Annotated in this window: 15 protein-coding genes; 7 read left to right on the top strand and 8 right to left on the bottom strand. The window is 60.4% G+C overall.

Translation table 11 applies throughout. The features are described 5' to 3' along the window. Window positions 1-154: 154 nt before the first annotated feature. Window positions 155-6394 carry a fibronectin type III domain-containing protein gene (locus WJU23_RS16460; protein WP_346333698.1) on the top strand — a complete coding sequence of 2080 codons (6240 nt, stop codon included), beginning with the start codon at window positions 155-157 and terminating at the stop codon, window positions 6392-6394. Between the two features lie 195 nt (window positions 6395-6589). After that, on the top strand, window positions 6590-7033 hold the full coding sequence (locus tag WJU23_RS16455) for a PA2169 family four-helix-bundle protein (protein ID WP_346333697.1): 444 nt from the start codon (window positions 6590-6592) through the stop codon (window positions 7031-7033). Window positions 7034-7151: 118 nt separating this feature from the next. Here WJU23_RS16455 and WJU23_RS16450 read toward each other — a convergent pair whose 3' ends face one another. After that, complete coding sequence (locus tag WJU23_RS16450; RefSeq protein WP_346333696.1) at window positions 7152-7829, bottom strand: sigma-70 family RNA polymerase sigma factor; 678 nt, start codon at window positions 7827-7829, stop codon at window positions 7152-7154. Between the two features lie 252 nt (window positions 7830-8081). Here WJU23_RS16450 and WJU23_RS16445 point away from each other — a divergent pair, with 252 nt between their 5' ends. The 3 genes from WJU23_RS16445 to WJU23_RS16435 are packed head-to-tail and all read left to right on the top strand — an operon-like array spanning window position 8082 to window position 12312. Continuing rightward, window positions 8082-9785 carry a TolC family protein gene (locus tag WJU23_RS16445; RefSeq protein ID WP_346333695.1) on the top strand — a complete coding sequence of 568 codons (1704 nt, stop codon included), beginning with the start codon at window positions 8082-8084 and terminating at the stop codon, window positions 9783-9785. Beyond that, window positions 9782-11608: an efflux RND transporter periplasmic adaptor subunit gene (locus WJU23_RS16440; protein ID WP_346333694.1), complete on the top strand. Its 1827-nt coding sequence runs from the start codon at window positions 9782-9784 to the stop codon at window positions 11606-11608. Before WJU23_RS16445 ends, WJU23_RS16440 begins: the two co-directional genes overlap by 4 nt. A gap of 5 nt (window positions 11609-11613) precedes the next feature. Then, window positions 11614-12312 carry an ABC transporter ATP-binding protein gene (locus WJU23_RS16435; RefSeq protein ID WP_346333693.1) on the top strand — a complete coding sequence of 233 codons (699 nt, stop codon included), beginning with the start codon at window positions 11614-11616 and terminating at the stop codon, window positions 12310-12312. A gap of 103 nt (window positions 12313-12415) precedes the next feature. On the opposite strand, the gene WJU23_RS16430 is transcribed toward WJU23_RS16435, so the two are convergent. Beyond that, window positions 12416-13222, bottom strand: a complete 807-nt coding sequence (locus tag WJU23_RS16430) for a ThuA domain-containing protein (RefSeq protein ID WP_346333692.1) — start codon at window positions 13220-13222, stop codon at window positions 12416-12418. A gap of 58 nt (window positions 13223-13280) precedes the next feature. After that, on the bottom strand, window positions 13281-14651 hold the full coding sequence (locus WJU23_RS16425) for a class I SAM-dependent methyltransferase (RefSeq protein WP_346333691.1): 1371 nt from the start codon (window positions 14649-14651) through the stop codon (window positions 13281-13283). Between the two features lie 111 nt (window positions 14652-14762). Here WJU23_RS16425 and WJU23_RS16420 point away from each other — a divergent pair, with 111 nt between their 5' ends. Next, a complete protein-coding gene (locus WJU23_RS16420) occupies window positions 14763-15182 on the top strand; it encodes a hypothetical protein (protein ID WP_346333690.1) in 420 nt (139 codons plus the stop codon). Window positions 15183-15363: 181 nt separating this feature from the next. On the opposite strand, the gene WJU23_RS16415 is transcribed toward WJU23_RS16420, so the two are convergent. The 3 genes from WJU23_RS16415 to WJU23_RS16405 form a co-directional block, all read right to left on the bottom strand. Next, window positions 15364-16626, bottom strand: a complete 1263-nt coding sequence (locus WJU23_RS16415) for a polysaccharide pyruvyl transferase family protein (protein ID WP_346333689.1) — start codon at window positions 16624-16626, stop codon at window positions 15364-15366. 61 nt (window positions 16627-16687) lie between these two features. After that, window positions 16688-21850 (bottom strand): autotransporter-associated beta strand repeat-containing protein, encoded by a 5163-nt coding sequence (locus tag WJU23_RS16410; RefSeq protein WP_346333688.1) that lies wholly within the window; start codon window positions 21848-21850, stop codon window positions 16688-16690. A gap of 191 nt (window positions 21851-22041) precedes the next feature. Then, window positions 22042-22734 carry a GntR family transcriptional regulator gene (locus WJU23_RS16405; protein WP_346333687.1) on the bottom strand — a complete coding sequence of 231 codons (693 nt, stop codon included), beginning with the start codon at window positions 22732-22734 and terminating at the stop codon, window positions 22042-22044. A gap of 139 nt (window positions 22735-22873) precedes the next feature. On the opposite strand from WJU23_RS16405, the gene WJU23_RS16400 reads away from it, so the two are divergent. Further along, complete coding sequence (locus tag WJU23_RS16400; protein WP_346333686.1) at window positions 22874-24040, top strand: Gfo/Idh/MocA family oxidoreductase; 1167 nt, start codon at window positions 22874-22876, stop codon at window positions 24038-24040. Window positions 24041-24354: 314 nt separating this feature from the next. Here the strand turns inward: WJU23_RS16400 and WJU23_RS16395 are convergent, their stop codons facing one another. After that, window positions 24355-25308, bottom strand: coding sequence for a D-2-hydroxyacid dehydrogenase (locus tag WJU23_RS16395; RefSeq protein ID WP_346333685.1), 954 nt, complete (start codon window positions 25306-25308; stop codon window positions 24355-24357). A gap of 86 nt (window positions 25309-25394) precedes the next feature. Further along, window positions 25395-26603: a PQQ-dependent sugar dehydrogenase gene (locus WJU23_RS16390; protein ID WP_346333684.1), complete on the bottom strand. Its 1209-nt coding sequence runs from the start codon at window positions 26601-26603 to the stop codon at window positions 25395-25397. Window positions 26604-26692: the final 89 nt, after the last annotated feature.

Raw genomic sequence — 26692 nt, 5'->3', positions numbered from 1 at the left:
AAACCGGGTTTCGTCAACCCTTTTCCTGGGCACCGCCCGCCCGGTCCACTCCACACCTCACGCAGGTTTCTTGCGGGCATCCGTCTTTTTTTTGGATGAATCGGAAAAGGATTGTCGGAATGATTTTCTTAATTCATTCTTATGATATTCACTCATGAGGTTCCCATTCTTTTTTATGCTCTGCATGACGATGCTGCTGGCGGTGTCCGCCGCAGCCAGTCCGTTTGATCTGGGGCCTGCCTCCCGCAACCTCGTGCTGGTGCCCGGTTATCATCACGCGGATCTCACACTGCCCATCCAGCCAGCCGGAGGCGGATTTGATTACAGCCAGGTGCAGGTTTCATCAAACGCCGCCTGGGTCACCCCGCAGGTGGATGCCGCAGGCCAAAAGGTCATCCTGAAGTTCACCACCGCCGCGCTGGCCACCGGCAGCCACAGCGCCACCCTCACCGCCACGCACGGTGCCGATATCTTCGCGGTGACCCTCTCCGCCGCCTCCACCGCCCTGAACGTCTTCAAGCTCCTGGATGACCCGCACCGCTCCCGGATGTACGGCATCCAGCTCAATGGCATCCTGGCCGGCAGCCTGCTGGTGATAGATCCCCTCACCGCCACCCCTGTTAGCAGCATCACCGTCGGCAAACGCCCCACCGGCATGGCCATCTCCGATGACGGCTCCGAGCTCTTTGTCATCAACTGCGTGGACAAGACTATCTCAGTCATTGATCTCCAAACACTGGCGGTTTCAGCAACGATCACGTTGCCGGTTTTTGGCAATTGGGGCCAGTCAACGACAACTGCAAATGTGGGTGTGGGGCCGGGAGATGTTCTCTATTACACGGATGGCTCCTGGGGGCCAGTTTTGCATGTCTATAATCGCAGCAGTCAGCAGGTGCTTCAGTCCCTGACTGCAACGGTGTCCGGGTATGGTTTTGGTGACTTCGCCCTCAATGCCAGCAAGACCCATCTTTTTGGCTGGGTGCAGTATGGGTGGAGCGCGGGCAATGCTGGCAGCCATCTGTGGCGTTATGCAGTCAGTGGAACCGGAACCTTGACGGCAATGGAGAATTCATCCGCTGCTTTTCAATTGAACCGCGATCCGCTGGAAACACCTGTTTTGGTGGCGAACGACGAAGAAAAAGTCTTCGTCAAAGAGGTGGTCGTAGACGCTACAGCAATTTCTTCCATCAGCCGCAGTTATGCCACGGATGTCTATTCCATCAGTCCTGGTGGTGAAATTGCCGTCACCAACAATGCCATCTACAAAAACTTCACAGGCAGCAAGTTGCTGGACCTGCCGGTTACCACCTCCATCCATGGGATCACTTCCGACTATGCCCGGCTCGTCATTTTTAATCCGGTGTCCAGCGAGTTGGAAACCATGGACTTGTTTGCCCTGATCGGGGCGGAGGCCATGGGACGGGTGCCTCACCCGGCGTCAGGCGGCAGTGTGCTTCAGCCTGCCTCATTGTCATGGGCGGGCCAGCCCGGAGCCAACCGTTATGAAGTCTTTTTTGGCAGCACTTTCGCAGCAGTGAATGCCGCGACAACGGCGTCATCCGAGTATCTGGGGTCCACCTTGGCTCCCACCTTTCCGGCACCGGATGCCCTCATGCCGGGAGCCACTTATTATTGGCGGGTGGACACGGTCCTGAACAGCCACACCAGCACAGGCAGCGTTCATTCATTCACCGTCTCCCCCATCATAGCCAGTGCCAGCAAGGTGGAAACATCCACGGTTCAAAGTCATGCGGATCATCGTATTAAAGTTCAGCTCAGCTCGGCTGCACCCGGACTTTCCTGGAGTGTCTCAGCCGACCAGCCTTGGGTGACCTTTGTCCGCAGCACTGGAACCACTCCGGCAGAACTGGAAATTTGCCTGGATGCAGGCAATCTGGATGTCGGGATGCACTCGGCGCTCCTCACGGTCACCGGTGCAACGGGTACGCTGTTCACGCTCCCCGTTCATCTCAGGGTCGAGCCGCTCAAGCTTACACACCTCAAGTCTGATCCTCTCAGCTCCATCACCTATGCCATCAGTGAGGATACGGCGACGACAGGTGCCAAAGCCTATTTGCTGGAAGTGGACGCGGCCACGGAATCCATCCTGCGGGTGGTGCCTGCTGGCACTTCCGTGACGGACCTGGCCATCCATCAGGCTGATAACCGCATTTACCTCCCCAACTGGAAGATCGGCAGCCTGCTGGCTTTTAACAAAACCACCCTCGCGCTGGAGCGCACGTATCCATTCTCTCCCTTTCAAGGCACCGGGTCCGGGAACAATGACGTTTACCGGGTGGCCGCAGGCAAGGCTGGCAGGCTGGTGGTGGAAGAAGAAGATCAACACATTGACATCAATGTTTTTGATACGGTTAACGGGACGAAAAAAGGAGGCATCCGCCTCAGCGAAGGAGGAGGTGCCTTTGAGCCATCGGGCCGGTACTATTACCATGGGGAAAGCAACAGTTCTGGAGCTAAAATCCACAAGCTGGATGTGACCGGGGATGTCATGACTTCTGTCTCCAGCATTCGGGTTTCCAGTTATTCTTACTATGGCTCGCGTGTGGTAGTGGGCACGGAAGACGGGCAGTCCATCTTCTGGAACGGCTCGCTCTTCAATGCGGACCTTGTGGAGCAGTGGTCCATCGCCGACCAGATCTACAGCACCTCTGCCGATGGCCGGCTGGCCTTTGGCGAAAAGAAGATCTATGACACCTCTGCACGCCAGCAGGTCCTGACCATGCCGGTCTCCACCCGAGTCAGCGCGTATAACAATACAACGAAGAAGCTGATGGTGCAAAACGGCACGCAGTTGCGGTATTACCCGCTGGATTTTCCGCTGACGCTTCGGTCACCTGTTCTTAGCCTCGGCAGCGGTGTCACCACCACCACCCTGCCGGTGAAGTGGACAAAGGATTCCATGGGATTGGCGACTGTTCTGGAATACCGCGCCGTAGGTGCGGCCGACTGGATTCCGCGCAGCCAGCACATTGCCCTTGATTCGTTCACCCTGACCGGGCTTCAGCCGGGCACGGAATACGAGATCCGCCTCCAGGCCACCAGTCCCTCTTTAACTGCCGTATGGAGCAATACCGTCGTGGCCAGGACCCTGGATATCCCGCCTCCCACCGTGACAATAACCGACAGTTCGGGTTACTCGACGACACTTTTTTTATACTTTCGAACGACCCTTAATCCCACTTCCATTATCGTGGAGCGTGCAGACCTTCAGGATGGCCCGTGGACAGTTATTGACACACTTCCGGGCACCGCAACCAGTTATGGTGACATCAGCGCCCGCACGGATGTGGCCTATTATTACAGGCTTCAAGCCATTCGAGACAGCTTTTTCTCTTACTCTCCCGTCGAAAGCGCTATTCTGCCCGGACCCAACATCTTTCTTTATCCCCCTTCTGAGTATCAAGGGAACATAAATTTTTTAGCGACCATTTCGAATTACAATTACACCTACATGCTTCAGCGCTTCGATGTCGGCAAGTTGGCTTGGCTGGACATCATGCCGTCAGGCACGTACATGCATAGTTATACGGACACCACGACAGTCCCAGCGACCACCTATACTTACCGGTTAAAAGCCTTGCCCGAATCCAAGACCAGCAGGGTGTCGAATGAGGTCACCATTCGAACGCTGCCTCCGTCCCCTCCGCCAACGCCTGAAGGATTCGAAATTACCGGCATCGCACTTTCCCAGATCGGCCTGAAGTGGGAGGCCACCTATTCGGCAGTTGGCTACCGGATTGAGCGACGGAATGTATCCGAAACTCCGTGGACACTTCTGGCCACGCTGGATGCGGGGGCCACAGCTTATACAGACTCCACCCCTTTTCCAGGCCACGGCTATAGATACCGTGTCATAGCCTATAATGCGCAAGGCGACAGCTCCGCCGCCAATGCGCCACCGGTGTATGCCCAGGAACTGAAAGTGACCATGGAGGATGACTTTGATCCTGAGCTGGACGCGGCTCAATGGACCACCACCTCCGTCTCCACCTCAGTGGATGGTGGCACAGGATTTAATGGCAGCAAGGCCCTGTGGTTTGGCCATGAAGGCACCCGCATGGCTGCCACACGCTCTGTGGATGCCAGCGCGGGCGGCTTCATCGAATTTTCCCTGCGGGCTGGCAATCAAACCAGCGATGGCTTTGAATACTGGCGGAACGCTGATTACGGAGAGGAAATCCGGCTCGAATATTCATTCAATGGAACCGACTGGAACAGTTACCGCAGTTACGACATGACCAGTGTCACCCTGGCAAGCTGGGCTCACTTTCGCCTGCCTATTCCTTTGGCCTACGGGTACTCTGGCCCTTATCCTTTCAAAACCTGGTTTTTTCGCTGGCGTCAATATTCGTACCACGGTTACCTTAGCCAAGGCCATTGGGCGCTGGACAATGTGCGAATTACTTCCGCCTCTGTGGATGATTTGAGGATCACCAGCCCGCCCGTTTCCAAGCTGGTCAAAGTGGGGGAACCGGCCAGCCTTAGCGTGCGTGCTACCCCCTCCACGGCCACCTTTCAATGGTATCAGGACGGCGAAATGGTTCCCGGAGCCACTTTGGCCACCTGTAGCCTGGCCAGTGCGGAACCTGCCCACGGCGGCAGCTACACCTGTGAAATCCGTCATGGAGATGAGGTTCTGACGACGCAACCGGTCATGCTGGGGGTGGTCGAGATGGCGGAGGAGGGGCCATTTTACACGCGGGTGGGGGAAAGTTTCAGCCTGGGCATGCGGGTGCATCCGGCGTCGCTGGAGGAAGACCTTACGTTTTCCTGGAGGCGTATTGAAGAGGAGGATCTGGCTGGCATCGGCACGGTCAGTGGTGAGTTGGCCTCCACGCTCACGGTCACGGAGGCGACTGCGGCGGCAGAGTCCGCCTATCAATGCCGGGTGACGTATCAGACGGATCTAATCACCAGGACCTTGGACGTGGGGCCGTATGAGGTGCGGTTGTTACGGCGGCCGACCATCCAGCCCCTCGCCGATGTGGATGTGGTCTCCGGCAATGCGGTGGACATCGCCATCGGGGCCAGTGATCCGCCGGTCTTCATCCAGGTGCGTGACCTGCCCAAGGGGCTGTCGTATGATGCGGACACCCAGCGCATCGTGGGCAGCCTTACGGGGAACAAGAGCTACACCATTACCGTGCAGGCTAACAATGCGCAGGGCGCGGCAGAGCCGGTGAGCTTTCAGCTGAATGTGGTGGGCTTTCCTGCTGCGCTGGCGGGCACGTATCGCGGTGTGTTTACGGATCGGGACGCGGATCCGGCCTACCGTCATGGCGCGCAGACCGCCTTTAAAATCACCCCCAAAGGCGCCGCCAGCGGCACGGTCATGATCCGGGGGAAGAACCGTCGTTTTGTCTCCAAAAACGTGGCCGCAGCAGCGGATGGTGCCTGGGGGCGGTTGGAGGCGGCTTTTGACGGCCTAGATGGCAGTCCACTGCGGTTGGAGGTGGACATCGTCGGCGGTGCCGCACTGCATGAGGCCGTGCTGCTCACAGGCGGTGAGGGCGAGCCGCAGATCCTGACCGCAGGCTACGCCGTCCGCAATGACTGGACCAAGGCGAATCCCGCCCCCGGCGCAGGTTTGATCAATACTGCGCTGCTGCCGCCTGAGCTTGAAGAAGGTCTAACCAATGATACTGGCGCGCCCCGTGGTGTGGGTTTCCTGAATCTGAAGCTGACTCCGCAGGGCGCCGTCACCTGCAAAGGCCGGCTGGCCGATGGCCAGGCCGTGACTGGCTCCACCCTCATGGGTCCGCAGGGGCATATGCCCGTCTTCGTCAGCCTGCATCGCGGCACCGGCGGTTTTGGCACGCTCATGACCTACAGCCCGTCCGGCCAGGCCGGCGGCAGCGCCTGGTGGGGCAAGGACGACCAGGGACCGTCCTCCAAGGACCGCGTTCATAAAAACGGCTTCATCCGGAACACTCTGAGCGTGGAAGGCGGGCAGTATCAGCGCCCTGCCGCCAACACGCCCCTGTTTGCCTCCCAGGTGGATGTGCCCACCCCGGCCACGCTCACCCTCACCCGCGCAGGGCTGCCGGAGCCGGGCATCACCCAGGTGCTCAGCTTCACCGGCAAGCACCAGGCCGATGTGCCGCGCGAGTCCGCTCTGAACCCGCACGGCATCACCCTGAAGGTGAAGGCCGCCACGGGTACTTTCACCGGCAAGTTCAAGCTGGAAGATCCGAATCCCCTGAAACCCAGCGCCACCCTGCGCCGCACCGTCACCTTTCAGGGCAGCCTGATCCCCGGCCTGGAGCGCGGCTACGGCTACTTCCTGCTTCCCGAACTGCCCAGCGCCGAGATCCCCCGCAACCCGCCGATGTGGTCCGGCCGTGTGGAGATCGTCCCGGCTGAGGTGGAGTGAGGCTGCGGGTGGCATGGTTTTTTTGAAACGCCTTTTGTTAGGTGGTCGGACTTCAACAAGGAGCCAGCCGTGCCAGGGCCGTGCTTCCCAGATCCTGGCAAACCACCCGGCCATACACGGCCTCAGAAAAAAGTTCACCGCCTCTGCTCAATTTGACACGCTCATTGCAGCGCGGGCTTTCGAACTGTCAGTGCCATGAGCACTATCTCTACCCTCAATAATCTTATCGAAACCCTGAAGGACGGCCAGGAAGGCTTCCGTGCCGCATCCGAGGACATCGGATCTTCAGAACTCAAAACCCTGTTCAGCAAATACTCCCTCCAGCGTTCCCAGTTTGCCGGTGAACTCCAGGAGGCGGTCATCTCCCTGGGTGACCACGATCCTGCTGACAGCGGCTCCGTCGCCGGCGCGGTTCATCGCGGCTGGATTGACCTGAAAGCCGCTCTGATGAGCAAGGATGAGCACGCGGTCCTGGCCGAGTGCGAGCGCGGCGAAGACGTCGCAGTCGCCGCCTACCGCAAGGCGCTGGAAGAGGAGGACCTGCCGTCCAACATCCGGGCCATCGTCCAAAAGCAGGCCGCTGAAGTGAAAGCCGCCCATGATAAGGTGCGCAACCTTCGGGACAGCGTGGCTGTCTGAGCCTTCAAATCCCTGGCTTAATGCCGCTCATCATCCCCTCCCTTGGTGACTGCCACGAGGGAGGGGATTTTTTTTGGTGACGGCTGCTTGAATCGGCTACCGGTCCGCCTTTCTGCGCTTATTCGTCCTCTTCAGCGGCCAGTTTCGCCGCTTCGCGTTTCAGGATGCGGCCCACGCGGTGCTTGGCCAGATAGACCTGGGCAGCATTCACGCCCAGTTCTTTTTTCACCCGCTCCGGGCTCCAGCCTTTCAAGACATAGCAGGAGAAAATCTGGTACTGCCGGGGGGAGACGAGGGCCTTCACGCGGCGCAGGGCGATGTCCATCACCTTATCCTGCCATTCCTTGTCCCAGAGTTTTTCCAGCGTCATGCCATTCGGGTCCGCGCAGCGGTCAATGGGGGCCGTGCGGCGGTCATCCGTCTCATCCGCGTACAGATTGGCCTCGCGACTCTGCTGTTTTTTGCGGCGGCGAAACTGGTCCAGGATGCGCCACCGCGCCTGGTTCAGCAGGAAGGATTTGAAGGAGCCGAGGCTGGTGTCGAACTTCTTCTTCTGCAGGTTTTTAGCCACGCCGATGAAGGTTTCCTGCACCACATCCCCCGCTTCATCATCACTGAGGCCGGACTTGCGGGCCACATGAAAGACAAACCCGGAGTAGGTGCGGTAAAATTCATCCCAGCTTGCCCAGTCGCTCCAGTTGTCCAGTCGCTCGATCAGGGTTTTGCGTGTCGGCGGTGAGCCGGACGCCTCCTTGATCATTTCTTCGGTGATTTCTTTTGGGAGCGGTTCCTCCATGAGAGTGAGTGTAAGGCCTCGGTCTGGGGTGGCAACGGGTATTTGAAAGACCGGCGGGCGCGGTTGAACGCGAGGATGGGGTGGGAAGTTGCGGAAAAAAAGAGGACGGCGGGCCAGGCTAAAGAGATTTTGAAGAAAACACCGGCTGTATGCTTATTAACATCCGTTGATAGATGGAGGCATGTGGGAGCGTTTTGTCAGCCCCCCCAACCTCCGTCCGTTGCACAACCTTACGTAACGGATTCGATCCTCATGATGCAAACAGCCTTATTCCACAGCATTTTTTCCCGCCCCCAGTGTGCCGTTGCCATGGTGAGTGTGTGTCTGCTGTCCGGCTGTTCGCAGGGTTTCTACAAAAAGTGGGCGGACGGGGAGGTGTTTGGCATCATCGGGAAAAAGTCACAGTTCGTGGAAGGATCGCAGGATGACACGCTGCTCAGCATCACGCCGCCGCCGCCGGTGAGGCTGGATACACTGATCAAAAGCGCCGAGACCGCCGATTTCCTGGGAGACCGGGCTTATATTGAAAAAGGCGCGCGCGTGGTCAGCCTGCCGGATGCGCTGGATTTTGCCGTGCACCGCAACCGCGCCTACCTGGCCCGCAAGGAGCTGGTTTACCTCAGCGCACTGGATCTCACCCTGACCCGCCAGCAGTTCGGCCCCATTGTAGATGGCGGCGGCGGCGGAGCCTTTACAGAAACGCAGGTGCAGTCCGGGGTGAACAACTTTGTCCGCACCTCCACACTGACCTCGGATGGCGGCCTGGCCTTTGACTACCTGATGAAGACCGGCGCACGGGTGGCCATGGACCTGACCACGGACTTCACCCGCTTCTTCACTGGCGGCGTGCGTAATTTTAGCGACTCCCGCGCGGCCGTCTCCCTGAGCCAGCCGCTCCTGCGCGGAGCCGGTGTGCTGGCCACCACGGAGCCGCTGCGCCAGGATGAACGGGATGTGCTGTATGCCATCCGGGACTTCACCCAGTACCGGAAGGACTTCACCGTCAGCATCGCCACGCAGTATTTCCGCGTGGTGCAGGCCCGTGAGGCGGCGCGCAACCGCTTCATCGCCTACAAGGCGGCCCTGGTTTCCATTGAACGTGAAACTGCCCTGGCCGCGGCCAACCTGCGCTCCCAGTCCGGCCTCAAGCAGATTGAGCAGGGCCAGATCACCTATGAGCGCAACTGGATCAATGCCATCCGCAATTACGAAGAGCAGCTCGACAACCTGAAAATCTCCCTTGGCCTCCCGGTGAACGAGCGCATTGTGCTGGCCAAGAACGAGCTGGACAAGCTCCAGGTCATTGATCCCCATGGCACTCTGGACCAGGTGCTGGACACCGCCCTCATCACCCGGCTGGACATTTATAATGAGCGTGACCGCGTGCAGGACACCAGCCGCCGGGTCAAAATAGCCCATCAAAACACGCTGCCCACCCTGAATGCGCTGACCAGCTACCAGATCGGCACGCCGACCAACAACCCCGGCCTGGAGCTGAATCCCAGCCAGCGGCGTTATTCCGCCGGGCTGGATGTGGACCTGAACTTGAACACCAAGCCGGAGCGCAATTTCCTGCGCTCTGCCCAGATCGCCGAGCAGAGGGCGCAGCGGGAGCTGGAGCTGGCGGAGGAGGAGCTGCGCAGCACCATCCGCAGTGACTGGCGCGGACTGCAGGTGGCGCGGAAGCAGTATGACCTGGCGCAGAAGGGCCTCGCCCTGTCTCAAAAACGTCTGGAGATCGAAGAGGCGCTGATGGAGGAAGGGCAGGGGACCGCACGTGACATCGTGGAATCCCAGGACCGTCTCATCGTCGCCCGTGACCTTGTTGTCTCCACCCTGATTGATCACGTCATCGCCCGCTTGCAGCTCTGGAGTGACATGGGCGTCTTATATATCGAGAAAGACGGCACGTGGGTGGACGTATTGAACAAAGAAAAACCGAAGGGAGAGTCATGAAAAAGGGGAAGTCAAAAATCTGGATCTATGGAGGGGCGGCTGTGGCGGTCATCGCGGCAGGCAGCTATTTCATGTCTGGCTCTGCCAGCCAGGGGGAGGACCTGCCTACCTTCACCGTGCAGAAAGGCGCTCTTTCCATCAACGTCCTCCAGGGCGGGGAGATCCGTGCCCTGCAGAACCTGGAGCTGAAGTCCGAGATCGAAACTCCGACCAAGATCCTCAGCATCATCCCGGAAGGCTACATGGTCACCGAGGAGGATGTGAAGGAAGGAAAGGTGCTTGTTGAGCTGGATAACACGGATCTGAAGAGCCGCATCCAGGACCATGAAATCCAGTTTCAGAGCACCGTTGCCGCCTACATTGATGCCGATGAAGGGCGTGAGATCCAGCGCAGTGAAAACCAGAGCCTGGTCCGCGACATGAAGGAAACGGCCATCTTTGCCCTGATGGACTTTGAAAAATACCTCGGCAGCAAGCTCACTGACAAGATCCTCGCCGTCAGCCAGCTTCCCAAAGATGCCGAGGAGTTTGACAAATTTGCGGATACCCTGGAATCCCAGGCCAATGCGCAGCTTGAAGCTGGGACGGACGTCAGCACGGTCGGGGCCGCCAAATCTGAGGAAGGCGACCTTCTCAAGCAGACCATCGGCAAGTCCGCCTCTGACCGCATTGACTTCTCACCCTTCCTGGAAGGGGAGACCGGCGGTGATGGCGAGGCCCAGCAGATGCTGCGCAAGCTGGAGGACGAGCTGCTTCTGCGGAAATCTGAAATGGCCGTGTCCAAGCAGAAGGTGGAAGCCTCCCAGCGCCTGGCTGCACGCGATTTCATCTCCAAGACCCAGCTTGAAAATGACCAGGTGAACTTTGAAAAAGTGTCCCTGGCCGTGAAGACCGCAGAGACGGAGCTGGCCCTGTTCAAAAAATACGCATTCTCCAAAATGTGCGCCCAGCTCCTCTCCGGCTACCGTGAGAGCCTGACCAAGCTGCAGCGCACCGTCCGCGCCAACCGCTCCAAGATGGCCCAGGCGGAGACCCGCTTCACCACCGCCAAGCGCCGCTATGAAATGGAGCTGGCCAAAAAAGAGGATCTCGAGCGCCAGCTCAAGGCCTGCATGATGCGGGCCGTGCAGCCCGGCCTCGTCGCTTACGGCAACCTGAATGCCAGCGCCTCCTCCCGGTACAATGAGTCCATTGAGGAAGGCGTCAGCGTGCGCTTCCGCCAGACGGTGCTCACCATCCCCAACATGTCCCAGATGGGCGTGCATGTGAACATCCACGAATCCCAGGTGAAAAAGGTCCGCATCGGCCAGCCGGTGCTCATCAAGGTGGATGCCGAGCCTGGCGTCGTCCTGGAAGGCCGTGTGGCGGAACTGGCCGTGCTGCCAGATTCCAGCAGCAGCCGTTACACACCCAATTTAAAAGTCTATCCCGCCTCCGTCCACATCCTGGGCACGCATCCGTGGATGAAACCCGGCATGAACGCCAAGGCGGAGATTCTGGTGAACCAGCTTGCCGATGTCATGTTTGTGCCCGTCCAGAGCATCGAAGTGGAGAACGACAACCACTACTGCTATGTCACCGCCGGTGGTGCGCTGGAGCGCCGCTCCGTGAAGACGGGCCTCTTCAATGATGAATTCATCGAAGTGCGCGACGGCCTGAACCTGGGGGAGATGGTGGCCCTGTCACTGCCGAAAAAGCTGATTCCTGAAAACGGCGCCTCCGGACCTGCCGCCCCCGGCATGGCTGAGGAAGAAGTCGTGGCCCCGGCCAAACCTAAAGGCCAGGGCAAGCCCAAGCCGAAGGATGTGGCCATCGTCAAGTAAGCCCCATGTCTGAGCCGATCATCAGCCTGCGGGACATCCGCAAGTCTTACCAGATGGGCGATGTCCTGAGCCACGTGCTCCAGGGGGTGTCCTTTGACATCCACCCCGGTGAGTACGTCTGCATCATGGGGCCCTCCGGCTGTGGCAAGTCCACCCTGCTCAATGTCCTCGGCTGCCTGGACCAGCCCACCAGCGGAGATTACTTCCTGGGCGGGGAGAATGTGGCCACACTCAATGATGATGACCTCTCCGCCGCGCGGAACCGGAACCTCGGGTTCATCTTCCAGAGCTACAACCTCATCCAGCAGCTCACCGTGGTGGAGAATATCTCCGTCCCCATGTACTATGGAGGTGCCGATGATGCGCACATGCGCCAGGTGGCCGAAAAGCTGGCCACCCAGGTGGGCCTGGGCCACCGCCTTTATCACAAGCCTAATGAGCTGTCCGGCGGCCAGCAGCAGCGTGTGGCCATCGCCCGCGCCCTGTCCAATAGCCCGCTGATGATCCTGGCCGATGAGGCCACCGGAAACCTGGATTCCAAGTCCGGCCAGGAGATCCTGGCCCTCTTTGACGAACTGAACCAGCAGGGGAAAACCCTCGTCTTCGTCACCCATGACGAGCGCATGGTGGAGCGTTGCACCCGCATCATCCGCCTGCGCGACGGCGTCGTCGAAAAAGACGAGCGGGGAGCGAAGGCACGGTAATCCGCGTTCAATTTAGGTGGGGCTTGCGCAATGAAAATCCGGGCCTTCGCGGCGGCTTAGGCCCTTGCCGCCCAGGCGCGCGGCGGGCCATCATGGTTACGGCTTACTTCTGCTTGGACTCGTAACCGGCGGCAGGCTTGCCTTCGTCGGTGAGCTTGTCAGCCGACCAGAGGAGACCGCGGGCGACGAGGTCCAGGAAGACGGGGGAGCTCATGGTATCGTTGCCATGGCCCATGGTGGTGCCGAAGACCTTGCCTTTTCCGTATGTGTTCACCCAGACGAGGAAGTGGTCCTTTTGGGTGTCTTCACCGAAGGCCTTGGCCAGGGGGACGAAGTTTTCCCAGAGCTTGTCGTTCTTATAAAGCTCATCCTTGGGGTTGTTCCACTCCATGGGGAAGCCCTTCATGACGGGATGCTCTGGGGCGACGTTTTTGACCAGAAGGTCACGGTTCTTTTCGTGGCTCATGGACGTCTGGCCGATGCACTTGCGCCATTCATCCGTGGTGGCGGCGCGATAGCTGTGGGTGGAGCAGTGCAGCATCACGGCAGGCACGCCGTCATGATGGGCCTTGGCGATGCGGTTGACAAAGGCGTCATCAGTGATGCCGCCGAAGCATTCGTTGTGAAGGATCACATCGTAGCCTTTGGCCCAGTCTTCCTTTTCATAAATGCTGATCTTGTGGGTCTTGTCCTTTTTGCCAGCCGGTCCTTCTTCATGGACGATGGTGAATTCCACATTGGCACGGGCGCTGAGGCCTTCCGCCAGGATCATCTTCTGGTTCTCGTAATCGTGGCAGCAGCCGCCGGTGATCATGAGGACCTTCAGCGGCGGTGCGGAAGCGGGATCGGCAGCGAAGGCAAAGGCGGCAATGGCACCGAGGGCGAGAAGCGGGAGGAAGATGGCTTTCATGGAAGGAGACAATTAACGTGATGACCGGGGCGATTCTGCGGTGATTTCAGCAGGGAACTCAAGCTTCTTCCGCAGTAGAGGCTGGCGGTGGTGCGGTGGGCTCCTCCAAGGCCGGGCCTGCGGGCGGCAGGACTGCTTTCTCGACAATCGCGGGGACCGTTTCAGCGGTGGCGGCGGCTGCTGCTGCAGGGGCGGCAGGCTCCTCTTTCTTGCGAAGGAGGCGGGCGGCGTAGAAACCGTCGTGGCCCGTTTCGGCGGGGTTGATTTTCATCTCTTCCTCCAGCGTCCATTGGTCGCCATGGGTGGAGAGGAACTTTTGCACCTGGTCTTCATTTTCACCCGGGAGAATGGAGCAGGTGGCATAGACCATTTTGCCGCCTGGCTTCACCAATGCGCTGTAGCGGGTGAGGATGTCCTGCTGCTCGATAATGAGGCGATCAATCTCCTCGTTACTGAGTTTCCATTTCGCATCAGGATTGCGGCGCAGGACGCCCAGGCCGGAGCAGGGCACGTCCAGCAAAAGGCGGTCGGCATATCCAGCGAGGCGCTTGAGGGTCTTGGTGCCTTCGATGACCCGGGTCTCGGCCACGTCCACACCGGCGCGGGCGGCGCGTTTGCGTAGCTCGGCCAGTTTCCAGTCATGCACGTCCAGGGCGATGATCTTGCCCTTGTTCTGCATGAGCGCGGCGATATGAAGCGTCTTGCCACCGGCCCCGGCACAGGCATCCACCACCTTCATCCCAGGCTCGACCTGAAGGAAAGGAGCCACGCGCTGGGAGGAGGCGTCCTGGACTTCAAAGAGTCCTTCTTTAAATGCGGCCATGCCAAAGACATTGTACCGCTGGCGCAGATGCAGGACGGTGGGGATGTCCTTGAGACCGTCCGTGATGAAACCTTCCTGGGCGAGGCGGGTCTTGAGGCTGCGGCGCTCGGTCTTGAGCGTATTTACCCGCAGATACACAGAGGCGGGGGTATTGAGGGTTTCGCGAATGGCGGGCCAGGCGGCACCCAGTTCGCGGCTCAGGCGCGCATCCATCCAGTCGGGAATGGAGGCGCGGATGGCCTCAGGCACTTCGGCTTTGGAGCGCTCGATGATGTAACCGCGCCGGACGGCGCCCACTTCATCGAAGAAGGGCAGGTCGTTTTCGGCCATGATCCAGTAGGCGGCCCAGACGTGCCAGAGCCGCTCCGGGGTGATGGCCTCCCGCTGGGTGTGCTCGGCATCCGGCTGGCCAGCCAGATACCAGTACCAGCGCCAGTGGCGGACGATTTCATAAACCGCCTCGGCGAAGAGCTTGCGGTCCCGGCTGCCCCACTTCGGGTGGCGTTTGAAGGCATACTCCACCACCTTGTCGGCATAACGACGGTCCACAAAGACGTCCCGCAGGGAGCTGATGATCTGGGCGATGAGGTGGTAGTGCAGTTTCACAGGTGAAGAATCGGACCGCCTAGTTCGTCCGGGATGGGGGAAAGTGCAAGTGCGGGTGGAATGTGGGGCTTCTGGACAAAAAGTTGAAGGCGGGCATGGTAAGGGGACAGAATGGAGGACCTCATTGCGCTTCTTTGCCTCGCAGCGATTGCCATCGTGACGATGGTTTTTTATGCCACCTGGTATGGGCTGGTTTTTTTGTTCCTTGCAGGCATGGCAATCTTCAGCGGCAAATATCGCCAGAAACTTCGGGACAGGTGGGGCTGCTCCGCCTGGCATAAGTTTTTGATGCTGCTTGGAACGGCATTTTATCTTGGGGCGTTTGTATGGGCTGCATGCTTTTGGTGGAACATAGCCTTCGTCAAACCGGTGCCGGTGGAAACCATGCCTTACCCGCCCATGACGCGGGAAGAGGTCTCCGGGATCCTGCAAACCAAAACAATTCCGGACTTGGTGGACCGCATTATGAAGGTCAAGCAACGGCTGACTGACGAGAAAAAAGAGACAAAGAAGAGCGCCCCAGATGGTTGAGCGGGGCGGCTGCGCAAGGAGCGGGACTTGCCAAGTCCCGGTATCCCGGACGCCGAAGCCGCAAAGCGTCCCGGTGTGCGTGTGAAAGCGCAGAGCGCATCACCGCTCTTCTTTGACGGTGCTTGAGGAATGAAGCCGGGACTTGGCAAGTCCCGCTCCTTGGGTCGGGTCGCTACCCCAATCAGCCCATCGCCGCCTTCGCGCTCTTGCCGACGATCTCCATGGTCAGGCGCTGGCGCTCATGCACCACGGCCTGGCCTTTGAGGGCTTTGGCTTTGGCGGCGGCGGGGTCTTTGGCCATGGCGACGACGGCGGGGACGATGCCGGGGATCTCGGACTCTTCATCCATGTTGAAGAGCCATTCGCCGAGGCCGATGTCGCGCCACATGAGGCCTTTGCTGGTCTGCTCCGTCCAGCGGCAGACGATGGCGGGGATGCCGTTGCCGATGCACATGATGGGGCTGTGCATCTCTGCACCAAAGAGGCCGGCGCTGCGCACATAGGTGCTGAGGGCCTCGCCCGTGAGCCAGTAGGTGGACTTCCACACGACCTTGGCCTTCACATCTTCCGGCAGCTTGTCATAGAAGTTCTCTTTGTTGATCTCCATTTGGCTGGAGTCCTCGGGGCAGAGGAGGACCTTCATTTCAGTCTGCTTCACCACCTCGATGATGGCCTGGCGGAGCGGGCCCAGGTCATGCTCACGCATCTCCATATTGCGGGCATGCTTGGCTTCATCATATTTGTAGCCCGGCTTCATTTTCCAGTAGGGCGTGATGCGGTAGCGGCCGATGCAGCAGAGGAATTTGCCCTCTTCCAAACCGTGCTCGTTGAGGAAAGCGAGGGCCTTTTCATCATCGCGCAGATCGGTGGCGAAAGCGCCATCGGGGCCGAACTCCATGATGGGGCTGGTGCAGCCGAGGCTCTTCACCAGAGCCATGGAGACGGTGTCGCGGAAGAAGACAAACCGGGCACCGCTGAGCACGTCCACGGTCTTGGCGATGGCGCTGTCAGGATCAGGTTGGGTGGCGGAAGCACCCGGGGCACCGACGGTGATGCCATAGACGCCGTAGGGCTTGCCGGTGGCCTCGCTCCATTTCACCACGTCCTTCTGCGCGACCAGAGAAGGGCCGGAACCGTGGAGCAGGAAATCACATTCTTCGAAGGCCTGATTGAGCTCTTCTCTTTTCAGGATGATGAGCTTGGGGAAGCGCTTCATCAGCATCTCATCCACGCCGTTGTCCACTTTGCTGGGCCACAGGCGCACTTCCACCTCAGGCAGGTGCTTTTCCAAAAGGGCGAGCACGCCGGGTGTGTGGGCGATGTCGCCAATGTTCACCGTCTGCCAGGAGGAGCGCAGGATGATGCGCGGTGCGCGGCCGGTCTGGGCGGCGATGGGGGACAGTGTGGCGGCAAGGGCGGTGGCGAGAAAATGGCGGCGGTTCATAGAAAAGGGAAGTGTCCTTGTGGAGAAGGACGGGAAGCAGTTGGATGGCAGTGCACGGACACTATCTGCGGCGACGGCGGAAGAAAGCAAAACCGAGGGCTATGAGCAGCAGGCCTGCACGGCCAGGTTCCGGCACGACGGTGATGGTGCCGCCGATGTAAAGGTCGCTCAGGTCCCAGAAGTGGCCGTTGGAGAGTGCGGGCAGGTCCAGCAGCGGGTCAATGGTGAAAACATTGCTGCCAGTCCCCAGGTCCAGGTTGCTGACATTGCTCCAGTCAAAGATGCGCCAGGTGTCTTCATAGGCAAAGGTGCTGGCGATGCCGTTAGGATCGGCGATGACAAGCCGGGCTTCATTCAGCGCGATGCCACCATCCACGACCAGGAGGTCAGAGCTGGCAGACTCATCCAGGAAAGCGGCGACGTCGGGACTTGGCCGGCTGAAGAGATCCAGTGTGAGGGTGCTGGAGCTGTCGGTAAAGCTGACCTGGCCCAGACCGGCTGTTTCAAGCTGCAGCGTCTGCCCGCCCAGGGTGCCATCGCCGACGGACAGGGTGGCCCCTGCGTCAAGGCTGACACCGGCACCGCTGGCCAGCGCCAGGCTGCCGCTGCCGCCGAGCGTGGCCCCGGTTTGCACCGTGTAAGCACCGCCGCCCGTGTGGCTGCCATTGATGAACAGGCTGCCGCCTGTGACGGTGGTGCTGCCGCTGTAAGTGTGGGTGCCGGTCAGCCGCAGGATGTCCGTGCTGCTGCCGCTTTTGGTGATGGAGCCGCCGCCGTTGATTTCGCTGACGTTTTCCAGCACACCGGCTTGCAGCGTGATGACATCCAGCGGCCGCGCTGCCGTGCCGATGCTGTTTCCATTCAGGTTCAGCGTGCCGCCGTTGAGGATCAGCGTGGCCAGGGCAGGGCCTGCGCCGGTGGGGTTCTTGAAAATGTTGCCGCCGACAGAAAGCGTGCCGCCCCGGAGGTCCAGCGTGCCATGCGCGGTATGGATGTCCGTATTGATGTTGGTCACCATGTTGATGCCGCCCGCGCCCACATTGAAAGTGCCGCCGCGCATCAGCAGGCTGCCGTTGGCGCTGGTGCTGCCCAAGGTGGAGGTGGCGGTGTTGTCTGCCAGCATCAGGTTGGTCACGGTGACGGTGCCCGGGCCGTTTAGCTCAAACAGGCTGTTGACCTCACGTGTCCGGGCCACGGGGACCGGTGGGGTGCCGGAGGTATCATTCGCCCCTGCGGTCTGGCCGAGGTTCAGATTGGTGACCACGAGTGTGCCCGCGCCCATGATGAAAGTGGAGTTCATCGTGCCTGCACGACCGCTGGCGCGGCCTACGGTCAGGGTGGTGATGAGGGCGTCCAGACTGCCGGCTGAGAAGTCTGCTGTGGAGGTCCAAACGTTGTTGGTGAAATTGCCGATGGCTCCCATGTTCCAGGTGCCCAGGGCTGCTGTGCCATTGTTGCCACGGATTTTGACGGTCGGGTCAATAAGCCCTGGGGCAAAGGTCAACAGCGCACTGGAGCGTGAGGATGCCATAGCGATGCTGCTGAAATTGAGGGTGTTTGTCTGCCCCAGATACAAGCTGCTGAGACCGCCGCCGGAAGCCCCGACTTGGTCTCCCATCAGGAATGAGCCGGCGGTGATGGTGTTTGTCTGTGCCAGAGTCACGGTCACCACGGCGGTAGCCCCCTGGGCAGAGTGTCCGCTGCCAGTCAGTCCCACACGCAAGGTCTGCGTGCCACCGTTGTGAGTGAAGCTGGACAGGCCGCTCATGTCCACCGTCAGCGGGCGGGTTTGGTCGGTGGATGTAAAGCTGGTGGCTGTGCCGCTATTGTTGACTGTCAGAGATCCGCCGTTTCCGGTGATGTTAAATAATGTGGGAGCCACGCCAGTGGTGAACTGGAGCAGGGAGAGACTTTGGCTGTTGCCGCCCAGGTCCAGGGTGCTGCTACCGCCGGCATCCAGTCGGGCATTGGCGGGCAGGCGATTATTCCCGCCCAGCAGGGCCAGGGTGCCTGCGTTTAGATAAGTGATGCCCGTGTAGGTATTGACGGCGCTGAGTTCCAGGGTGCCATCGCCGCTTTTGGTTAGGCCGCCCGGGCCGGTAAGGCCATTTGGGATTTGCAGTGTTTTCCCGGCATCCACCTCGATCCCCCCGCCATTGCTGCCCAGGGTGATACCGCGTTTGGCATCGGCGAGGGCAAAGGATTCCATGGCCCGCAGCGTGCCGCCATCGATAAGGAGGTAATCCGTCACCAGGTTCTCCCCGGTGCCGCCCAGCGCCGCTTCACTGCCGATGGCGAGGGTGCCGCCGAGCACGCTGGTGCGACCGGAATACAAATTTACGCTGGCACCCAGGGTGAGCGTGCCGGTGCCGGTTTTGGTGAGGCCGCCGCTACCGGAAATTTCTCCTGCCAGGGTAAGCCCGCCGGTGTTGTCCACGCTGATGACGGGGGCGGTTCCTTCCAGGTCCAGCATGGTATTCAACGTCACAGCTCCGGCACCGTCAGCGACGGTGATGGCCGCATTTCCATGGATGGTCAGGCGGTGGTCGGGAGAGTTCAGCGTCAGCGCCGTGGCGGTATTGATGGTTAGGCTCAAGATGTCCATGCTGGCTCCCAGCTCAGTCGTGGCGGGCAGGCTGCCGCCGGTGGCGGAAAAGAACACATTCGTTCCCGCCCCGGGCACCAGGCCGGTGCTGCCGGTGCCGTCGGCATTCATTACCCAGTTGCTCTGGGTGCTGCCGTCGGAGGCGGCCCAGGCGTCATTGTCGCCTGCGAATCCGCCGAACCAATAAGCGTTTGCCAGCGGAGTGGCGGCAGTGGTCGTGGCGGTCAGTTGCGTATCCGTTGCCTGGAGTGTGACGGTGAAGTCGGTGGTATTGTAAACCGCTCCCAGAGTATAAGTGGTTCCGTTGCTGGTGAGCCCGCCACCGGGGGCGCTGATGAGCGTGGAGCTTGCAGGCGTGGCCTGGCCGTTGATGGGGTGCAGGCGGATGTTCACCACCGCCGCCGCATCCGTGCTGACGACGGCTGCCGGGTTGATGATGAGAGAGCCTGTGCTGCTGCCCATCTCCATGCCGAGCGAGGCACCGTTGTTCAGCGTCAGGGCGGGCAGGGTGAGGCTGCCGCCGCTGCCGGTCACAAAGTCAAACGTGCCGCTGCCGCCCACCGTGAGGCCGCTTGTGGACTGCATGGCGGTGGCGCTGCTGACCAGCAGGCGTCCTTCGTTCACCACCGTGAGCCCGGTGTAGGTATTGCTGCCGCTGAGCGTCAGGGTGCCGGTGCCGGTTTTGGTCAAAGCGCCGCCGCCATTGATTTCGCCGACATTGGCGAGTGCACCGCTTTGCAGGCTCAGGGTCACCGGCTGTGCTGCATCGCCGATGCTGCCGCCATTGAGATTGAGGGAGGTTCCGTCCAGGGTGAGGCTGCCGTTGGTGAGGCCGGTGCTGCCGCGGCGGATGTTGCCAAAGACGCTCATGCTGCCGCCAGTCAGATTCAGCACCCCGATGCCGGTGCCTCCGCCGTCGCTGTCATGATCGCCCAGTTCGATGTCCACTGGGGCGTCTGCCGTGCCGACGATGACGCTGCCGCCCGTGAGGTTGAAGGTGCCGCTGCTGTCCTGATGATTGCCAGTGGCGCCATCCTCACTGAGGCCCAGTACAAAGCGCGTGTTCACGATCAGGCTGCCTCCGCTCATGTTGAGGGTGCCGATGGTCGTCAGGTAGGTGTCCGGAGTGTTGAGGGCGTTGGTATTGGAATTGGCCGCTTTGGCGATGATGAGGGAGTTCACATCTAAGAGGCTGTCCTCTCCGCCAAAGCTGAAGGTGCCCAGGCCCCGGCCATAAGTGCCGCCATTGAAGGAGCCGCTGTCTGTGCCGCCAACGGCGATGGTGAGGGTGTCCATCATCAGGTCCACGGTTCCATCCGTGAGGTTGACGATGCCATTGGGCTGGCTGCTCCCGCCAGTACTGCCCACGGCCGTGATATTGCGGGAATCTCCCAAGGTCACACTGCTGCGGCTGCTTCCGCCTTCAGTGCCGCGCAGGATGAGCGTGGGATTGCTGAGGCCGTCGCCAAACCGGAGGGTGGCACTGGCCCTGCCAACACCCAGGACGAGACGGTCCGTATGGAGGATGTTTTCCTGGCCCAGGTTCATGAAACTTGAAAGCGTGGTCTGGCTGTTGGCACCGATGACCAGGGTGCCTGCCGTGATGCTGTTGCTGGCTGCGAGCGTGAGTGTGGAGGATGGGCGGCCAGCCTGAAAGCTGCCGGTTGCATTGGTGGAGCGGCCCACGTCAAAGCGGTTCACATTCGCTGTAAAACTGGTTAGACCGGCCAGATCCAGGGTGTTGAAATCGGTGCTCCCGCCCGCCTTGGCCCCGCTGGAGACAATGAAACTCCCGGTGGCATGGTTCACCACCAGATTGCCGCCACCCTGCATCGTCGCCAGGGTGCTGCCACCGGCAGCGGTGCCGTCCACAATGCCGGTGATCAGCGCGCCGTTGACGGTCAATGTGACGCCCTCGGCGATGGTCACCGAATTGGTGGCTCCGCTGCTGCGGCTCTGAAAGGAGAGCCCCGCCGCCGTCTGGTCAAAACCCACGTCCAGTGTGCCGGCGGTATTCTCATTTCCCAAAACGAGTGCCATGCCGGTGGGAAGCGTATCCGCTGCATTCAGCGTGACGCCGCCTTCATGGATGGCCAGGCTGCCAGTGCCGGTGCTGCCACCTGCCGGAGCGGACAGAATGACGCGCCCGCTGCCTGTTTTGACCAGCCCGCCCGCCGCCTGCCAGCCTGCCTGGAGCGTCAGGTCCGCAGCGGATTCATTGTGCAAAACCGGAGCCGTACCGCTGAAAATCAGCCCATGACTGCCAGCGCCCGGAAGAATGCTGTAGGCCCCCGCCTGTGCCCCCATGCGCAACTGGTTCAGCGTGATGTTTTCCCCCAGCGTCAGGCTGCCGCCGGTGCCCGCATTGGTGTAGCCGTCCGCTGCGCCCAGGTGGGCAATGCTGTCAGTGGCATTCACCCATGGCACATTGCTGCTGCCTGTCAGGGCTGGGGCTGCAGTCCAGTTCAGCGGGCTGCCCGCACTGCTCCATTCACCACTGCCATTTTGACTTCCATCCATGGCGGCATCTGCATCCCAAAAAAAGTCAGCCGCATGAAGATTCATCAGCAGGCTTCCTGCAATCACGGGAAGAATGAGAAGGTTCTTTAATGGGCGCATGGCTGGTAGGAAAGAGTTCATGGAACGGCGGCAGGGTTGTTACAAGGCATGGTGATGCCTTTGGAACGGGACGGATGAGACAATGGGGGATGTCTCTGGAGGTGGGGACTCAGAGGTTAAAAGGCGGCCATCCTCCCGTCAAACGAGGATAGATAAGCAAAACCTTTATTAAGTGCTCATATGATCCATCCTCACGCCATTAGCTTCTGATAATGCCGCAGCGCTGAGGTGTTGTGACGGTGGATCAACTGGCTGAGTTTTTCCGCGTCCTTTTGGCGGAAGGCCCGGACGATGGCGCGGTGGTCTTTGTTGGCCTGCTCCTGGCTCGGCGGCCGGGTGCCGATGAAAGCCAGACGATGCAGCCTTTCCCATTCGGCCAGGATGGATTGCAGCCCCTGCTCTGCGCGGGTGAAACCGGCGATGCGGCAGGGCAGGAGATGAAAATGCCGGTTGGCCTGCTCAAAGCCGGCGGTGTCACCATTGGCAGCCGCAGTTTCCAGTTGCTTCAGCATGACCTCCAGCTCCTGCAAATGCACCTCTGTTAAATGGGGCAATGCGTGAATAGCAGAGGCTGTTTCCAATGCCGCCAGCAGGGCGAAAATTTCGGTCAAAGCGGACACATCCACCGGCGTCACCCGCACGCCTGTGTGTGCGCGGATCTCCACCAGGCGCTCGGACTGCAACTGCCGCAATGCTTCGCGGACGGGAATGATGCTGACCTGGAACCGCTTCGCCAGCGCATCAATCACCAGCACCTCTCCGGGCTGCAACTGGCCGCTCATGATCTCGGTGCGCAGCGCCTCATATACCGCCCGCTGTTTGGTCGGGATGGCCGCAGCCAGAGGGCTGGCGGCGGCCGCAGATGAGGCGATGGATTTGGACATGCGGAAAGGAAAAGGGAAGGGGCAGGATAAGAAAAGCTACTTGCCATATATCATATATGATATATAAAAGCAAGCGGCATTCAAACCGCCGCACCCAACTTCAACCATCCTGTTTCAGGAGACCCTCACCGTCACCATCATGAGCATCCAACGCATCGGCATCATCCTCAACGGCGTCACCGGCCGCATGGGCACCAACCAGCACCTCGTCCGGTCCATCCTGGCCATCATTCGCCAGGGCGGCATCAAGGTTTCCGATGACCTAACGCTTATGCCGGATCCCATCCTCACCGGCCGCAGCGCCAGCAAGCTGAAGGCCCTGGCGGAAAAGCACAGCTGCGAAAAAACCGGCCCGCTGAAGACCAGCACCGACCTGGAAGCCGTGCTCGCCGATGCCGCATATCCCATTTTCTTTGACGCCTCCGGCACCCTTCATCGCGCCCGGTTTGTGGAGATGGCCGCTGCTGCGGGCAAGGCCATCTACTGTGAAAAACCCACCGCCGTGGAAACCGCCGAGGCTCTGCGCCTGGCCGAAGTGTGTGAAAAAGCCGGCATCAAAAACGGCGTGGTGCAGGACAAGCTCTGGCTCCCCGGTCTGCGCAAACTGGCGCTGCTGAAGTCCCAGGGGTTCTTTGGCCGCATCCTCAGCGTGCGCGGCGAGTTCGGCTACTGGGTCTTCACCGGTGAGCATGAGGGCCAGCCCGCCCAGCGCCCGTCATGGAACTATCGCAAGGCCGACGGTGGCGGCATCATCGTGGACATGCTCTGCCACTGGCGATACGTGATTGATAATTTGTTCGGCGAGGTCAAGGCCGTCTCCTGCCTGGGCGCCACGCACATCCCGCAGCGGGTGGATGAAAAAGGCCAGACCTATGCCTGTGACACCGATGACAGCTGCTACGCCACTTTTGAAACCGCTGACGATGTCGTCTGCCAGTTCAACAGCTCCTGGAACGTCCGCGTGCGCCGCGATGACCTGCTGACCCTGCAGGTGGACGGCACCCACGGCTCCGCCATGGTTGGCCTGCGCAAGTGCTGGTTCCAGTCCATGGCCGGCACGCCCAAGCCCGTCTGGAATCCGGATGTGGACAGCCCCATCAATCATTATGACCACTGGCAGGAAGTGCCCGACACGGCAGAGTACGACAACGCCTTCAAAATCCAGTGGGAGCTCTTCATCAAACACGTCGCCCTGGACACCCCCTTCCGCTGGACGCTCAGAGAAGGCGCCAAAGGCGTGCAGCTCGCCGAACTCGGCCTCCAAAGCTGGGCGCAGCGCAAGTGGCTGGACGTGCCGAAGATCTGAGCGTCATTTGAGGGCGCATGCACCCGCCCAAAACTGAACCACAGATGACACAGAGAGCACAGATATAAGATACAGAAACAGCCTCCTCATGGGTTTCTGATCTGTGTTATCTGTGGTTAATCAGGGTCTGAGAAGCACACCCCAAAAACCACAGGTGCGTATAGCCCAGTCTGCCCAAAACCGAACCACAGATGACACAGAGTGCACAGAGATAAGACACAGAACCCCGCCTCGCTGAAGGGACTCTTATCTGTGTCTATCTGCGCCATCTGTGGTTAATCAGAGGCTGAGTACTGCACATTCAGTGCGCAGGCTCACCCCACCACGTTCACCGGCTTGCCGTCCATGAACGCCTTCAGGTTGGCCGCCGTGGCGGCGATGAGCCGTGTCCGCGCCTCCCGGCTGGCCCAGCCGATGTGCGGGGTGATGAGCGCGTTCTTGGCCCCGATGAGCGGATTGCCGTTTTTCGGTGGCTCCACCGATAGCACATCCAGTCCCGCGCCGGCGATGCGGCCGTCATTGAGCGCCTTGGCCAATGCAGCTTCATCCACCAGAGGTCCGCGCCCGGTATTGATGAGGAAGGCGGTCTTTTTCATCAGGCCCAGCGTCCGTTCGTTCACCAGAAACTTCGTCGCATCCGTCAGCGGGCAGTGCAGTGAGATGGCATCGCTTTGCACAAAAATGTCATCAATGCTGGCCGGGGTCACGCCTTCCGGCGGCGGCGTTTTCCACTCGCGTTTGCTGGCCAGCACCTTCATGCCAAAAGCCGTGGCGATCTTCCCCACCGCGCTGCCGATGTCCCCATAACCAATGATGCCGAGCGTGCGGCCGCTAAGCTCGATGATGGGATGGTCCCAGTAGCAAAAATCCGGGCAGGCCTGCCAGCGGCCTTCCGCCACCGTTCCGGCATGATGACCCACGTGATTGGTCAGCTCCAGCAACAGCGCAAAGACAAGCTGCGCCACGGCGGGCGAGCTGTACCCCGGCACATTGGTCACCACGATGCCGCGCTCCTTCGCCGCCACCACATCCACAATGTTATAACCCGTGGCCGTCACGCCGATGTACTTCAGGGCGGGCAGTTCCGCGATCATCTCACGCGTGACCGGCGCTTTGTTCGTGATGATGACCTCCGCACCGGCACAGCGGGCCACGGTTTCATCCACCGGAGTGCGGTCATGAATGGCACAGGTGCCAAGGGATTCCAGTGGAGCCCAGGAGGCATCTCCGGGGTTGGCGGTGAAGGCATCAAGAAGAACGATTTTCATAAAGCCCGCCCATGATGAACGGGAGCCGCCGCTTGGCCAGAAAGAATGTCAGGCGGTGCACTGGTAAGCCGGCCGGACATCCTGCCTTATTCCTCCAGCGCGGCCACCTCTTCGCCATACTCCAGGCGGTACAGATTGCCCTCCTGGGAAAGCACCACGGGTTCGCCCTCGGCATCGGCCGTGATCAGGGTCGGGTTCAGCTTCATCGCCTCCGGTTTGCGGTGGATCAGCAGACGACGGGTGGCGCGTTCATTGAAGCTGTCCATCTCCAGCGCCCAGACCGTGCCGTAGCCCCAGTCGGCAAACAGAAAGCTGCCCTCCAGAGCAGGCATTTTTTCACCGCGATACAGCAGCCCGCCGACGATGCAGATGCCCTCCCCGCGCTGGCGGGTGTAGGCATGGACAGGTTCTGTAAACGGCGTGTCCGCCATCAGCGGACCCGGATGGAAACCGGACGCCACCGGCCCGTCCCGGTCACTCCAGCCATAGTTCGCCCCTTTCTTGATCAGGTTGATCTCCTCCCACAGATCCTGCCCCACATCCGCGCACCAGAGATGCCCGGTGTGGGTATCAAAAGACAGGCCCCATGGGTTGCGCAGGCCCAGCGCATAGATCTCCGGGCGCACCAGCTGGTCGTTGGCAAACGGATTGTCCGCCGGGATGCCATACGGCAGCTTTCCCGTGCGCCGGTTCACATCCAGGCGAAGGATCTTGCCATGCAGCACCCACGGGTTTTGAGCAAGGCGGTAAGGATCGTTTCGCAGCCCCCCGTCACCCAGGGCAATGTAAAGAAACCCATCCGGACCAAAGCTGATGTGCCCGCCCCAGTGGTCGGCCAGCGGTTGCGGGATCTCCAGCACGATGCGTTCACTTTCCGGCAGCGCCACCGGCGCACTTCCCGGGGTCGCGCGCATCTCGCTGATCACCGTGCGGCGCGGCTCATTCTGCGTGTAGCTCAGGTAAAACAGCCGGTTGGTTTCAAACTGTGGATGAAACGCAATGCCATGCACCCCCTCCTCAAAAAGCGTCAGCCCCTCCATGCGTTTGCGGAAATCCAAAAACACCCGCCACTCCCCGCTACCATCCAGTTTCACCGCACAGAACTCCCCCCGCTGCATGGCAATGACCTGCTCACCCTCGCCTTCAGGAACCGTGGCCAGCATCACCGGGGAATCAAATTCCCGGTCAAAAGCGATGCGGTTCAAGGTCACGCCGGCAAACACTTCCTCCGGAATCTCCAGGGGCGGCACAACGGCCGGCAGGGCGGGGATCTCCAGCGGAGGGGTCTCGGGCACTGCATGGGAAAAACCCGCCCAAGCGAGAAGAAGCGCAAATTGAAGCGGAAGATGGATGCGATGCATGACGATGATGGATGGATCCCCAC

The sequence above is a fragment of the Prosthecobacter sp. SYSU 5D2 genome (assembly GCF_039655865.1).
Taxonomy (GTDB): Bacteria; Verrucomicrobiota; Verrucomicrobiia; order Verrucomicrobiales; family Verrucomicrobiaceae; genus Prosthecobacter.
The sequence above is the reverse complement of the archived record's forward strand: the minus strand, read 5'-3'. Positions and strand labels throughout refer to the sequence as shown.